Origin of the sequence: Bradyrhizobium sp. SZCCT0153 (assembly GCF_018129995.1) — a bacterium.
GTDB classification, from domain to species: domain Bacteria; phylum Pseudomonadota; class Alphaproteobacteria; order Rhizobiales; family Xanthobacteraceae; genus Bradyrhizobium; species Bradyrhizobium japonicum_G.
Map to the genome: position 1 here is coordinate 1,158,192 of NZ_JAFCKS010000002.1, position 13,630 is coordinate 1,171,821.

10 protein-coding genes are annotated in these 13,630 nt (G+C 65.3%); 6 read left to right on the top strand and 4 right to left on the bottom strand.

What is annotated here, in order from left to right:
- Positions 1-8: 8 nt before the first annotated feature.
- Complete coding sequence (locus JQ572_RS13055; RefSeq protein WP_211383400.1) at positions 9-737, top strand: sulfite exporter TauE/SafE family protein; 729 nt, start codon at positions 9-11, stop codon at positions 735-737.
- On the opposite strand, the gene JQ572_RS13060 is transcribed toward JQ572_RS13055, so the two are convergent.
- Entirely contained in the window at positions 734-3,937 is a 3,204-nt protein-coding gene (locus JQ572_RS13060; protein ID WP_211383401.1) for an efflux RND transporter permease subunit, read from the bottom strand. The two genes, JQ572_RS13055 and JQ572_RS13060, sit on opposite strands and share 4 nt — an antisense overlap.
- A gap of 165 nt (positions 3,938-4,102) precedes the next feature.
- Positions 4,103-5,347, bottom strand: a complete 1,245-nt coding sequence (locus JQ572_RS13065; RefSeq protein WP_211383402.1) for an efflux RND transporter periplasmic adaptor subunit — start codon at positions 5,345-5,347, stop codon at positions 4,103-4,105.
- A gap of 200 nt (positions 5,348-5,547) precedes the next feature.
- On the opposite strand from JQ572_RS13065, the gene JQ572_RS13070 reads away from it, so the two are divergent.
- Positions 5,548-6,153 (top strand): TetR/AcrR family transcriptional regulator, encoded by a 606-nt coding sequence (locus JQ572_RS13070; protein WP_211383403.1) that lies wholly within the window; start codon positions 5,548-5,550, stop codon positions 6,151-6,153.
- 1 nt (position 6,154) lies between these two features.
- Here the strand turns inward: JQ572_RS13070 and JQ572_RS13075 are convergent, their stop codons facing one another.
- Positions 6,155-7,651 carry an amidase gene (locus JQ572_RS13075; protein WP_211383404.1) on the bottom strand — a complete coding sequence of 499 codons (1,497 nt, stop codon included), beginning with the start codon at positions 7,649-7,651 and terminating at the stop codon, positions 6,155-6,157.
- A 511-nt stretch (positions 7,652-8,162) separates the two neighbouring features.
- Between JQ572_RS13075 and JQ572_RS13080 the strand changes: the two genes are divergently transcribed.
- The 4 genes from JQ572_RS13080 (at position 8,163) to rnz (ending at position 12,764) form a co-directional block, all read left to right on the top strand.
- Entirely contained in the window at positions 8,163-9,398 is a 1,236-nt protein-coding gene (locus JQ572_RS13080) for a multidrug effflux MFS transporter (RefSeq protein WP_211383405.1), read from the top strand.
- The gene (guaD, locus tag JQ572_RS13085) at positions 9,395-10,792 is read left to right on the top strand and encodes a guanine deaminase (RefSeq protein ID WP_211383406.1); all 1,398 of its coding nucleotides are present in this window, start codon (positions 9,395-9,397) and stop codon (positions 10,790-10,792) included. The genes JQ572_RS13080 and guaD overlap by 4 nt, the downstream gene beginning before the upstream one ends.
- 14 nt (positions 10,793-10,806) lie before the next feature.
- Entirely contained in the window at positions 10,807-11,790 is a 984-nt protein-coding gene (locus JQ572_RS13090) for an antibiotic biosynthesis monooxygenase (protein ID WP_211383407.1), read from the top strand.
- Between the two features lie 68 nt (positions 11,791-11,858).
- Positions 11,859-12,764, top strand: a complete 906-nt coding sequence (rnz, locus tag JQ572_RS13095; RefSeq protein WP_211383408.1) for a ribonuclease Z — start codon at positions 11,859-11,861, stop codon at positions 12,762-12,764.
- 9 nt (positions 12,765-12,773) lie between these two features.
- Here rnz and JQ572_RS13100 read toward each other — a convergent pair whose 3' ends face one another.
- The gene (locus tag JQ572_RS13100) at positions 12,774-13,595 is read right to left on the bottom strand and encodes an IclR family transcriptional regulator (protein ID WP_211383409.1); all 822 of its coding nucleotides are present in this window, start codon (positions 13,593-13,595) and stop codon (positions 12,774-12,776) included.
- Positions 13,596-13,630 lie beyond the last annotated feature (35 nt).

Genomic DNA, 13,630 nt, shown 5'->3' on the forward strand with positions numbered 1-13,630 from the left:
GACGGTTTGTGCCTGATATCACGACTCTGATCCTGCTGAGCGTCGCCGTGTTCGCGGGCGCCTTCGTCTCCGGGCTGTCGGGCTTTGCCTTCTCGGCGGTGGCGGGCGCCATTCTGCTCCGGGTGTTTCAGCCGCTCGAAGCCGTGCCGCTGATGATGGCGTGCAGCATCGGCGTGCAGGCCACCAACCTCTGGGCACTTCGGCGCAATATCCGCTGGGAAGGCAGCCTGCTGCTGATCGTAGGCGGATTGATCGGCGTTCCCATCGCGGTATCGCTGCTCCAGAGCACGGATACGCATCTGCTCCGGCGCGGCTTCGGCATCATCGTCGCGCTGTACGCCGCTTACATGCTGCTGCGGCCGACGCTGGTGACGGCCGGCGAGGCTGTCGGCCGGCACTGGGTCGCCTTGATCGGGTTCGGGGGAGGGCTGGTCGGCGGCCTGACCGCGATGCCCGGTGCGATTCCCACCATCTGGTGCGACATGCGCGGCGTGCCCAAGAGCGAGCAGCGCGGTCTGGTGCAGCCCTTCATCGCCGCGATGCAGGTCTTCGCGATCGCGCTGCTGGTGGGACATCAGGATCTGTCGTCAAAGGTGTTCATCGATCTCGCCATCAGCCTGCCGGCGCTGTTCGCCGGCTCTGCGCTCGGCGTGATCGCGTTTCACCGGGTCAACGAGACGGTCTTTCGCAAGACCGTGCTCGTGCTGCTGCTGGTCTCGGGGATTTCCCTGATCTAGTGGCCTGCGCCTTCGTGATGTAGCTCCTGGACCGGAGCCACGCTGGAGCCGCTGCCGTGATGCACCAGCGGCTTCATGCCGGTGACGGTCCGCAGCAGCACGTAGAAAATCGGCGTCAGGAACAGGCCGAACACGGTGACGCCGATCATGCCGGAGAACACGGCGACGCCCATGGCGCGCCGCATCTCAGAGCCCGCGCCGGTCGAGAGCACCAGCGGCAGCACGCCCATGATGAACGCCATCGACGTCATCAGGATCGGGCGGAGCCGCAGCCGGCTCGCCTCGATCGCGGCCCGGATCGGCGTGCGGCCTGCGAACTCGAGTTCGCGCGCGAATTCGACGATCAGGATCGCGTTCTTGGCCGAGAGTCCCACCAGCACGATCAATCCGATCTGGGTGAAGACGTTGTTGTCCCCCTTGGAGATCCAGACGCCGAACATCGCGGCGAGCAGACCCATCGGCACGATCATGATGATCGAGAGCGGCAGGGTCAGGCTCTCGTAGAGCGCCGCCAGCACCAGGAACACCAGCAGGATCGCCAGCGGGAACACCCAGAGTCCGGAATTTCCGGCAATGAACTCCTGATAGGTCAGGTCGGTCCATTCGAAAGCAAAGCCCGGCGGTAACGTCTCCGCTGCGATCCGCGTCGCCGCCTCCTGCGCCTGGCCGGACGAAAAGCCGGGCGCGGCCGCCGCGTTGATGTCGGACGACAGAAAGCCGTTGTAGCGGATCGCACGTTCCGGTCCCGCGCTCTGGCGAATCTTCAGCAGCGCCGACAGCGGCACCATGTCGCCGGAGGACGAGCGCACCTTCAATTGCCTGATGTCGTCGGCCCGCGCACGGAATGGTGCGTCGGCCTGGACATAGACGGAGTAGGTGCGGCCGAATTTGTTGAAGTCGTTGACGTAATAGGAGCCGAGATAGATCTGCAGCGTGTTGAACACCTCCGTCACGGGCACGCCGAGCTGGAGCGTCTTGGTGCGATCGATGTCGGCGAACAGTTGGGGCACGTTGACCTGGAAGCTCGAGAACACACCGGCGATCTCCGGCGCCTTCTGCATCGCCGCCATGAATGCCTTCGTCGCCTCGTTCAGTGCCTCATAGCCGAGACCGGCACGGTCCTCGATCTGCAGCTTGAAGCCGCCGATCGTGCCGAGGCCGTTGACTGGCGGCGGCGGGAACATCGCGATGAAGGCTTCCTGGATTCCGGCGTATTTCTTGTTGAGATCGGCCGCGATGGCATTCCCGCTCAGGGCCGGACCCTTGCGCTCGTCGAACGGTTTCAGCGTCGAGAACACGATGCCGGCGTTGGATGAGTTGGTGAAGCCGGCGATCGACAGGCCCGGGAAAGCGACCGAGCTCTCGACACCGGGCTGGGTCAGCGCGATGTCGCTCATCTTGCGGATCACCTCTTCGGTGCGATCGAGCGCTGCACCATCGGGCAGCCGTGAGAAGCCGACCAGATATTGCTTGTCCTGGCCCGGCACGAAGCCGCTCGGCACCTGCTGGAACAGGAAGGCGGTGAGGCCGACCAGCACCACATAGAGACCCATCACCGCGGCTTTGCCCGAGATCACCTTGGTGACGGCGCCGCTGTAATTCTCCGACGAACGGGTGAAGGCCTTGTTGAAGCCGCGGAAGAACCAGCCGAGGCCCTTCTCCATGATGATCGTCAGCCTGTCCTTCGGCTCGTTGTGGCCCTTGAGCAACAGCGCGGACAGCGCCGGCGACAGCGTCAGCGAGTTGACGGCTGAGATCACGGTCGAGATCGCGATCGTCAGCGCGAACTGCTTGTAGAACTGCCCGGTGAGGCCGGAGATGAAGGCGAGCGGCACGAACACGGCAATCAGCACCATGGCAATGGCGATGATCGGACCGGAGACCTCGCGCATGGCCTGATAGGTGGCATCGCGCGGCGACAGCCCGCCCTCGATGTTGCGCTCGACGTTCTCGACCACGACGATGGCGTCGTCGACGACGATGCCGATCGCGAGCACCAGGCCGAACAGGCTGAGCGCATTGATGGAGAAGCCGAACAGGTGCATCACTGCGAACGTGCCGACGATCGACACCGGCACCGCCAGCAGGGGAATGATGGAAGCGCGCCAGGTCTGCAGGAACAGGATCACGACCAGCACCACCAGCGCGATCGCCTCGAGCAGGGTGTGGATGACCGCCTCGATCGAGGAGCGCACGAACTGGGTGGGATCGTAGACAATCTGGTAGGACACGCCTTCCGGCATGTTTTTCTTGATTTCGGCCATGGTGGCGCGGACATGGTCGGAAATCTCCAGCGCATTGGAGCCCGGCGCCTGGAAGATCGGGATTGCGACGGCCTGCTTGTTGTCGAGCAGCGAGCGCAGGCCGTATTCGGACGCGCCGAGCTCAATCCGCGCGACGTCGCGCAGTCGCACCACTTCGCCGCGCGTGCCGGTCTTGACCACGATATCGCCGAACTGCTCTTCGTTGGCGAGCCGCCCTTCCGCATTGACCGACATTTGCAGGTCGATGCCCCTGACGTTCGGGGAGGAGCCGACGACGCCGGCGGCGGCCTCGACGTTCTGCGCCTGGATCGACTTGACGATGTCGCTCGCGGTCAGGCCGTGCTCGGCGGCCTTCTGCGGATCGACCCAGACCCGCATCGAATAATCGCCGGCGCCATAGAGCTGGACGTCGCCGACGCCGTCGATCCGCGCCAGCCGGTCCTTGACGTTGAGCACGGCGTAGTTGCGCAAGTAAGTCATGTCGTAGCGGCCGTTCGGCGACAGCAGATGCACGACCATGGTGAGGTCGGGCGACGACTTCTTGGTGATGATGCCGAGCTGGCGCACCACGGCCGGCAGGCGCGGCTCGGCCTGCTGCACGCGGTTCTGCACCAGTTGCGTCGCCTTGTCGGGGTCGGTACCGAGGCGGAACGTCACCGTCAGCGTCATCGCGCCGTCGGTGGTCGCCTGGCTCGACATGTAGAGCATGCCTTCGACGCCGTTGATCTGCTCCTCGATGGGGGTCGCCACCGTCTCCGCAATCACCTTCGGATTGGCGCCGGGATAGGTCGCGCGCACCAGCACCGAGGGCGGCACGACGTCGGGATATTCCGAGATCGGCATCGCGAACAGCGAGATCAGGCCGGCGAGGAAAATCAGGACCGACAGCACACCGGCGAAAATCGGACGATCGATGAAGAATTTTGAGAGATTCATGGCTTTGCCCCTGGGCAATATCTTGGTCGTCTCCACACAGCTCCGCCGTCATTCCGGGGCGCGGGCAAAGCCCGCGAACCCGGAATCTCGAGGTGATGTGCTCGGAGTTCTTAAACTTCTAGATTCCGGGTTCGCGCTACGCGCGCCCCGGAATGACGGAGTTTGTCAGCGCTGCACCACGTCCTGGTTGCTGTGGTTGGAAGCCTGTTGCGGCCCGCGCGCGCCCATTGCGGCGACCTCGGTCTTGAGGAGGGCGCCCGGGCGCACACGCTGGAGGCCGTTGACGATGATGCGGTCACCGGTCTTCAGCCCCGCCGTCACGATACGCAGCCCGTCGACCGAGCCGCCGAGCGTGATCGGCCGGTAGACCGCGCGGCTGTCGTCGCCGACCGCCATCACGAACTTCTTGTCCTGGTCGGTGCCGATCGCGCGCTCGTCGATCAAGACCAGCGTCTGCTGCTTCGGCTGGCCCATGCGCACGCGGGCGAACTGGCCCGGGATGAGACGCCCGTCCTCGTTCTGGAACACCGCGCGGACACGGATGGTGCCGCTCTGGCCGTTGACCTGGTTGTCGATGAGCTGGATGTGACCCTTCGCGGAGAGACCGCCGGAGGTCGCCATCTCGACCGGGATCTGGTCGAGCTTGCCGCGCTGGCCGGAGGCATCCGCGATCGAGTTCAGCGCCCGCAGCACCACCTCTTCATCCGCGTCGAACGAGGCGTAGATCGGGTTGACCGAGACCAGCGAGGTCAGGACCGGGGAGGCGGTACCGGCGGCGACGAGATTGCCGACGGTGATCTCGAACTTGCCGACACGGCCGTCGACCGGCGCGCGCACCTCGGTGTAGTCGAGGTTGAGCTTTGCGGTCTGGAGCGTCGCCTCGGCGGCCTTCACGTTGGCGATGGCTTCGCGATTGGCGTTGTCGCGCTGGTCGTAGTCGCGGCGCGTGACCACGGCGTTGCCGACCAGCTGTGCGCCGCGCTCCAGCTCGCTCTGGGTGAACACGACGCGCGCTTTCGCCGCCTCGAGCTGCGCGTTGGCCTTGTCGACCTCGGCCGCGTAAGGCGCCGGATCGATCTTGAACAGAACGTCGCCTGCCTGCACCAGCGCGCCTTCGGTGAAGTTGGTGGACATGATCGCACCGGACACGCGCGGTCGCAGGTCGACCCGGTTGATGGCTTCCAGCCGGCCGGAGAAATCGTCCCACAGCACGGTCTGCCGCGGCTCGATCATCGCGACGGTGACGGAGACGGCTTGCTCGGCCGCGGCGGCCGTTGCCGTCGCCTGGGCTGCACGGAAATAATGACCGGTCGCGATCGTGCCGGCTGCGGCGAGGGCGCCCACAATGGCGACGCCGCCGAGAAGGCGGCGGAAACGACCGGTGCGGACGGTATTTTGGGAGGGATGCATTTGCGCGCTCCAGATATGTAGTGTTCACTACAGATGTGGAGCTGGATGCCGCAGTGCAAGATACTTATGTACCATTCACTAAGAAAATTGTAGCGGCATACCGCAAGAATTGGAAGCGGCAGAGAAAATAAAGCTAGAACAAATAGATAGGATTTGGCGTTAAGGCTCAGGCTGAACGCGAATCCCGAGGAGACAGGCACATGGGCATGGGACGCCCCCGCGAATTCGACGCCGAGACGGCGTTGGACCTGGCGATGGAAGTGTTTTGGCGCCATGGCTATGAGGGCGCCACCATCGCCCAGCTCACCGAGGCGATGGGCATCAATCCGCCCAGCCTCTACGCCTGCTTCGGCAACAAGGAAGGCCTGCTGAAGGCCGCGCTCGACCGTTACACCAAACTGCGCAATGTCTGGATGGACGAGGTGGTGGCGGCTCCGACCGCCCGCGATGTCGCCGAACGAATGCTGATGGGCATCGCCGAAAAGCAGACCGATCCGGCCAATCCGCCCGGTTGCCTGCTCGTGCAGGGCGGCATCGCCTGCGGCAGCGGCTCCGAGAACGTCCCCTTCGAGCTCGCCGCCCGCCGCGCCGAGAACGAAGACCAGCTGCGCGACCGCTTCATCCGCGCCAAGGCGGAAGGCGATCTCAAGCCGACCTCGGATCCCGCCGCGCTCGCGCGTTATGTCTCGGCGGTCTCCGTCGGCATGGGCGTGATGGCGTCCTCGGGCTCCGATCGCGAGGCGCTGCGGCAGGTGGCGAGCGTCGCCGTTCAGGCGGTGGAAGCGCAGTCGGCTGATAGAACCTGATTTATCTTGCGGATTGCATTGCAGCCAGCGACGGCGGCGGGACAAAGCCGCCGTATTCGCGTTCGATCAGGCCGGCCAGCGCAATCGTGGTGCGATCCTCGAGATAAGGCCCGATGATCTGGACGCCGATCGGCAGGCCCGACGGCGTGCGCTCGATCGGGACGGCGGTTGCCGGCAGTCCGCAGGTCGAGGCGGGATCGGCCCAGATGAAGCACGCATCCGAGTAGTTGTAGAGCTTTCCATCTATGTCGAGCCGTCGCGCGTCGAACGGCTCGGACTGGTCTTGCGGAAAGGCCGGCACGGCCGCGGCCGGGTAGATCGCTGCGTCGAACTCGCGGAAGAACTGCTGCCACCGTTGCTGCAGCTGCAGGCGGGCCGCGTCGGTCGCCAGCCATTCGCGATGGAGCATGCCCCAGCCGCGGGCGCGCTCAGCCTGCAGGCTGTGGTCGTCGGGCGAGAGCGCCGCGGCAACTCCTTGCGCCTCTGCGAGGGCGGCCGGTGTCAGGCGCGGACTTCGCGCGGCGTTCAACAGTTTCATGTAGAGCCGCGCGGATTCGACGAGATCGGGCAGCGAAATGCTCGCGCGCGCGACCCGCGCGCCTGAACGTTCGAGCCGTTCCGCCAACCGCCCAATGGCCGAACGCACGGCATCACCCGTCGGCATCAGCGGATGGGTATCGATCACCAGGATCCTGAAATCCTTGAGGTCGTTGTGGCGCGGGGCGGGCAGCGCAAGGCGATAGCCGATCCCGTCCCGCGTCTCGTCGGGGCCAGCAATCACATCGAGCGACAATGCGAGGTCCGAGGCGGTGCGCGCCATCGGCCCGACGACCGCGAGATCACCTTGACCCGGGACGGGAGGAGCCGGCGGCAGGCTGTATCCGCGCAGCGGGACCAGGCCGAGGCTTGGCTTGTGTCCGAACACCCCACAGAAATGCGCGGGCACCCGGATCGAGCCGCCGATATCCGAGCCGATCGAGAGCGGACCGAAGCCCGCGGCCAGTGCCGCGGCCGATCCGCCCGAGGAACCGCCCGGCGACCGGCCGAGGTCCCACGGGTTGCTCGTCGTCCCGTAGATCTCGTTGTAGCTCTGGAAATCCCGCAGACCGATCGGGATGTTGGTCTTGCCGATGATGACGGCGCCCGCCGCCTTCAGCCGCGAGACGACGAGGGCATCTTCCGCCGGTTGAAAGTCGCTGAAATGCGGAAAGCCCCATGTCGTCGGCAGGCCGGCGACGTTGAACGGCTCTTTCAAGGTGATGGGGATGCCGAGCAGTGGAAGCCGCTCGCCGCGGCCAAGCGCGGCATCGGCGGCGCGCGCGGCGTCCCTTGCGCGATCGAAATCGCGAACGATGACGGCATTGATGCGCCCGTCCAGCGCCTCGATGCGTCCGATCGTGTGCTCGAGCAATTCCGATGCCGACACCTTGCGCGCGTGCAGGGCGCTCAGCAGCGCGCTGATCGAGCCGTAGTTCAAGTCGGCGGCGTCTGCGTTCATCATGAACTCCAATGTATCTCATCGCTGTGTCGAGGCCATCCCCGCTGCAGATTGCTCGGGGCGCCGAACGTGCGATTTTGCAAGGGCATGGGGAGGTGGGTGCCGCGGACACCAGACCTGCTTGCCGGTCGAGGGACCGCATCATCCGAAACCGCGATGCCTTCCGTACGGCTAATGGTCCGGTGCAGCGGCGAACTCACGATTGGGGATAATGCAAGTCTGCGCCTGTTTTGCCCGACGGCGCAAGTGAATATTTCGCTTTTACAGAAGTTAAGGAAAGGTCAATGATTCGATCCGATCTCTACTGTGCATGGGGTTGTTTTCGCATTTTTTGTCGGAGCGTCACCACGCCACAGGGTCCGGGCATTAGCCGCCAGGATTGAACGGGAACCCCTAAGGGTTTTTATACACAGTTCTGGCACGCTCCCGCGCGTCAAGATCCGCAACCTGCATCGTCGCGTCTCAACGCGTGCACGAAAAGACGGGGCGGGCACTGTGGGGGCGTTGCTTCATGACTGCACTTGCTTCGGACGCCGGTTGCGCGAAGCGCGGGATCGTGCCGATCCTGCTGTGCGTCGTGCCGTTCAGCCAGATCCCGCTCGATGCCTATACGCCCGGCCTGCCGCAGATGGTGGTCGATCTCGCCGCCGATCCCGCCTCGATGCAGAACACCGTCACCGCCTACATGCTCGGCATGTCTTTGGCGCTGGTGCCGGTCGGCGTCGCCTCCGATACGCTCGGCCGCCGCCACGTTCTGCTTGCGGGGTTCGCCGTGCTCATCGCGATGAGCATCGCGTGCGCGCTGGCGACCAGCGCCTCGCTGCTGCTTGCGCTGCGCTTCCTGCAAGGCGTCGGCGGCTGCACCTGTCTCGTCGTCGCTTATGCGATTGCCGCCGATTGTTTTCGCGGCCGCGAGCTCGCGGCGATCTCCGGCCTGCTTGGGGCCGCCTGGGGGCTGGCGCCGGTGCTTGCGCCGGCGGCGGGCGGATTCATCGTCGAGCTGACATCCTGGCGCGGCGTCTTCGTCGTCATTGCCATCGCCGCGGCCATCGTTGCCGCGATCGTCGCGCTGCTCTTGCCCGAGACGTTGCCGGTGGAGCGGCGCGCGCCGTTCGATCCGCGCCGTACCGCCGGCATTCTGCGCGGGGCGCTGGTCCGTCCGGGCTTCCTGGCCTTCGTGCTGGTGTTTGCCGCGGCGGCCAGCGCGCAACTGGCGTTCGGCGTCGTCGCGCCGTTCTTCTACCAGACCGGCCTTGGCTATTCGGCTTCCATCTACGGCCTCGTCGCGCTCGGCCTTGGCGGCGTCAATCTCGCCGGCGAGCTCGGCTGCGCGCATTTCGCGCACTGGATGCCGGCCCGTGTGATGGGCTTTGGCGCCTTCGCGCTGTTTGTTGCGGGCGCTGCCGTGCTGGCCGCGACCGGCATGACCCTCGGTCTCGATTTCGCTTCGATCACGATCGGCGGCGCGCTGGTGCTCGGCGGCTGCGGCGTGTTGTGCCCGATGATGTACGGCATGGCGCTCGGCCTGTTCGAGCGCGACCACGGCCTGATCGGCGGTTTGATCAGCGCGCTCTGCTATCTCGCGGTGAGCGGCGTCATGGCGATCGCGGCGGTGCTGCCGGAAGCAACGCAGGCGCCGATCGGATGGCTTTATCTCGGCCTCTGCGCCGTTGCGGGCACGCTGCTTGCGATCTCGCTGCCTTCGGCGCGACAGCCACACAGACCTAGGGAAGGAACCAATTCATGACCACCGTCGGTATTCGCGGCACGTTCTTCGACTTCGTCGACGATCCCTGGAAGCACGTCGGCAACGAGCAGGCCGCCGCACGCTTTCACCAGGACGGTCTCATGGTCGTCACCGACGGAATCATTAAGGCGTTCGGTCCCTACGAGACGATCGCGGCCGCACATCCCGGCGTCCAGATCAGCCACATCAAGGACCGCATCATCGTCCCGGGCTTCATCGACGGTCACATCCATCTGCCGCAAACGCGCGTGCTCGGCGCCTATGGCGAGCAGCTGCTGCCGTGGCTCCAGATGTGGGTCTACCCGGAAGAGATGAAATACAAAGACCGCAACTACGCGCGCGAGGGCGTGAAGCGCTTTCTCGACACGCTGCTCGCCTCCGGCACCACCACGTGCCAGGCCTTCACCAGCTCCTCACCGGTTTCGACCGAGGAGCTGTTCGACGAAGCAGCCCGCCGCAACATGCGCGTGATCGCCGGCCTCACCGGCATCGATCGCAACGCGCCGGCCGACTATGTCGATACGCCCGAGAATTTCTATCGCGACAGCAAGCGGCTGATCGCGCAGTACCACAACAAGGGTCGGAACCTCTACGCCATCACGCCGCGCTTCGCCTTCGGCGCCTCGCCGGAGCTGCTCAAGGTGTGCCAGCGCCTCAAGCACGAGCATCCGGACTGCTGGGTCAACACCCACATTTCCGAGAATCCGGCCGAATGCAGCGGCGTGCTGGTCGAGCATCCGGATTGCCGGGACTATCTCGGCGTCTACGAGAAGTTCGACCTGGTCGGTCCGAAATTCTCCGGCGGCCACGGCGTCTATCTCTCGAACAACGAGTTTCGCCGCATGTCGAAGAAGGGCGCGGCGGTGGTGTTCTGCCCGTGCTCGAACCTGTTCCTCGGCAGCGGCCTGTTTCGCCTCGGCCGCGCCACCGATCCGGAGCACCGCGTGAAGATGTCGTTCGGCACCGACGTGGGCGGCGGCAACCGCTTCTCGATGATCTCCGTGCTCGACGACGCCTACAAGGTCGGCATGTGCAACAACACGCTGCTCGACGGCAGCATCGACCCGACGCGAAAGGATCTCGCCGAGGCCGAACGCAACAAGCTCTCGCCCTATCGCGGCTTCTGGTCGATCACGCTCGGCGGCGCCGAGGGGCTCTACATCGACGACAAGCTCGGCAATTTCGAGCCCGGCAAGGAGGCCGATTTCGTCGCGCTCGATCCGAACGGCGGGCAAGCCGCGCAAGCGTGGCACCAGTCGCTGATCGCCGACGGCAATGGGCCGCGCACGATGGACGAGGCCGCGAGCATGCTGTTCGCCGTCATGATGGTCGGCGACGACCGCTGCGTCGACGAGACCTGGGTGATGGGCAAGCGTCTCTACAAGAAGAGCTGAAGCGGACGGCCGCGATGAGCGAATCTCCTGATACAGCCGGGCAGCCGGTCGCCCTCGTCATCCAGCGTCGCATCGCCGACGACGGTTTTGCCGCGTTCGCACGGTGGAACGGCGAGGTGGGCGAGGTGCTCAAGGCATGGCCCGGCTTCCTGGGGCAGGAGGTGGTGCCGCCGCAGCCGCCGGCGCATGTGGACTGGGTGACGATCCTGCGTTTCGCAAGCCCCGCCGCCGCACGCGCCTGGCTTCAGAGCGATGTGCGCGCCCGCCTGATTGCAGAGGTGCAGCGTTTCTTCGTCGGTTCGGAGGACGTCCACATCCTGCCCGACACCGGCGTCGCGCGCGACAGTGTGGTCTCCGCCGTCATCTCCTTCAAGGTCCCCGATGGACTCGAGGATGCCTTCCTCAAATGGCAGCTGCGCATCCAGGCCGCGGAGGCCGAGTTCAGGGGATTCCTGCGCCACAAGATCGAGCGGCCAATTCCGGGCCTGCACGACGAATGGATCATCATCCTGTCGTTCGACAGTGACGCCAACCTCAACGCGTGGCTCGACTCGCCGTTGCGGCAGACGCTGCTGAAGGAGGGCGCGCGCTTCAACGCCGGCATGAACGTGAAGCGGGCGAGCTACGGCTTCAATTTCTGGTTCCCGGCCGGCAAGGTCCAGGCGTCGGAGCAAGGACCCGGCCTGATCTGGAAGAGCAACCTCATCGTACTCCTGGTGCTCTATCCCGTGGTCTACCTCTGGGGCTATTTTGTCAGCGCGCCCTTGATCGACAGTCACGGCATGCCGGTCTGGTTGTCATTGTTCGTCGGCAATCTCGTCAGCACCCAGCTTCTCGGCTGGCTTTTGGTGCCCGCCGCCTTCAGGGCGCTCGGCTGGTGGATCAGGCCGAAGGCGGCGCTCGGACGCCAGATCGCGGGATACGCGCTGCTTGCCGCGCTCTACGCGGCGTCGATGGGCCTGTACGCGCTGCTCATCGCGTGGCATTGGGGGCGGTGAGGCCGTCCACCGCTGCGGACCGTTGAGGTGTCGTCGGGGGAAGCGGCGTTCGCTGGACACTGACGATCATGTTCGCCCTGACATTTCTCGGGACCTCGGCAAGCGTTCCCTCAGCGGAGCGCAACCATCCGGCTCTCCTCGTGGAGGCCGCGGGCAAGCGCATCCTGGTTGATTGCGGCGAGGGCACGCAGCGCCAATTGCTGCGCAGTGGCGCCGGATTTCGGCGGCTCGACCGCATCCTGCTGACGCACGCTCATCTCGATCACGTGCTCGGTATCCCCGGCCTCTTCTCGACACTGGGCTTGCGGCAGAACTCCGACGCGATGACCATTCATGGCGGCCCGGGTACGCTCGACACCGTCGCCCGCATGCTCGCAGGCCTGTGGGGCGAGGGCAGGGCGCCGATCCCGGTGGCGTTCGCAGCGCTGACCGTAGGACAGGTCATCGACGCCGGAGACTTCACCATCGACTGCTTTCCGGTCCGCCATCGTGACACCGACAGTTTCGGCTTTTCCTTTCAAAGCACCTCGCGCCGCCATCTGTTGTCCGGTCGCCTCACGACCCTTGGTGTCCCCGACGGTCCCTTGCGCAGAGAACTGGCCGAAGGACGACCGGTCGTGATCGAAGGCGGCCGAACGATCAATCCGGAGGAGGTGCTGGGGCCGCCGAGCGGCGGCAGGAGGCTTGTGGTGATCGGCGACACCGAGACCACCGAGGGGCTGTCGCAATACGTCGCTGGCGCCGACTTGCTGGTGATCGAGGCGACGTTCCTCGATCGCGATGCGTCGACCGCGCGGGACTACGGCCATCTCACCGCAGCAGAAGCAGCCGCGTTTGCGGCCGCGAACAATGTCGGGCGGCTCGTGCTGACCCATATGTCGGGACGTTACGACGACAAAGAGATCCTGGCCGAAGCGGCAAGAATCTTTCCGAACACCCGGATCGCCGCCGACTTCGACCGCATCGTGATCTAGTCGCTGCCCTCAGCCCGATAATCCCGACTTGATCGCAATATCCTGCACCTGGCGCGTCACCTGCATCAGTCGCGGCAGCGCCTGGTCGCGAAAGGCCGGCATGTCCATGCGCATCGCGTCGATGGTGACGCTCAACCCTCCGATCACAACACCCTGGGCGTCGAAGATCGGCGTTGCCAGCGTACGCAAGCCGTAGGCGTTCTCGCCGTCGGAGACGGCGTGGCCCTTCTTCTTCACCTGATCGAGCCGGGCGAGCAAAGCATCAAGATCGGTCAGCGTTCGCTCGGACAATTTCACCCGAGGGCGCGCTTCCAGCCGTTCGATCTGCTCGTCCCGCGCAAGATGCGCCAGCATGACATGCCCGAGCGCAGCGCTGTAGGCGGGAATGCGCGTGCCCGGACGGCGATCCATCTTGTGACGGTCGAGACCCGCGCCGATGCGTGCGAGATAGACCACGTCGCCGCCATCGAGGATCCCGAGCGAGGCCGCATCGCCTACTTCGGGCACGAGGTCGCGCAGCAGCGGCTCGACGATCGGCCGCAACGAGCCGTGCGACAGCACGCTATAGCCGAGGTCGAGACAGGCAACCCCGAGGCGGAACCGGCGGCTTTGCGGAACGGACTGGACATAGCCGAGCTCGACCAGGGTCTGGATCAGCCGAAATGCCGTCCCGCGATCGAGATCGGCACGTGCGGCAATCTCACTCAGGGTCAGCTCGAAGGCCTCGCTGCTGAAACTCTTGAGCACGGCGAAGGCCTTGCCGACCGAAGCGACGTAATTCTTGGCATTCTTCGGGCTAGCTTCAGATTTGTGCTTTGTGGCCTTGGCCATGCTCGAATGCCCCGCCAGGGTAGCCGTCGCCCTTG

Coding starts and splice junctions, on each gene's coding strand:
- JQ572_RS13060 (WP_211383401.1), bottom strand. CDS start 3,937: ATGAATCTCTCAAAATTCTTCATCGATCGTCCGATTTTCGCCGGTGTG.
- JQ572_RS13065 (WP_211383402.1), bottom strand. CDS start 5,347: ATGCATCCCTCCCAAAATACCGTCCGCACCGGTCGTTTCCGCCGCCTT.
- JQ572_RS13070 (WP_211383403.1), top strand. CDS start 5,548: ATGGGCATGGGACGCCCCCGCGAATTCGACGCCGAGACGGCGTTGGAC.
- JQ572_RS13075 (WP_211383404.1), bottom strand. CDS start 7,651: ATGAACGCAGACGCCGCCGACTTGAACTACGGCTCGATCAGCGCGCTG.
- JQ572_RS13080 (WP_211383405.1), top strand. CDS start 8,163: ATGACTGCACTTGCTTCGGACGCCGGTTGCGCGAAGCGCGGGATCGTG.
- guaD (WP_211383406.1), top strand. CDS start 9,395: ATGACCACCGTCGGTATTCGCGGCACGTTCTTCGACTTCGTCGACGAT.
- JQ572_RS13090 (WP_211383407.1), top strand. CDS start 10,807: ATGAGCGAATCTCCTGATACAGCCGGGCAGCCGGTCGCCCTCGTCATC.
- rnz (WP_211383408.1), top strand. CDS start 11,859: ATGTTCGCCCTGACATTTCTCGGGACCTCGGCAAGCGTTCCCTCAGCG.
- JQ572_RS13100 (WP_211383409.1), bottom strand. CDS start 13,595: ATGGCCAAGGCCACAAAGCACAAATCTGAAGCTAGCCCGAAGAATGCC.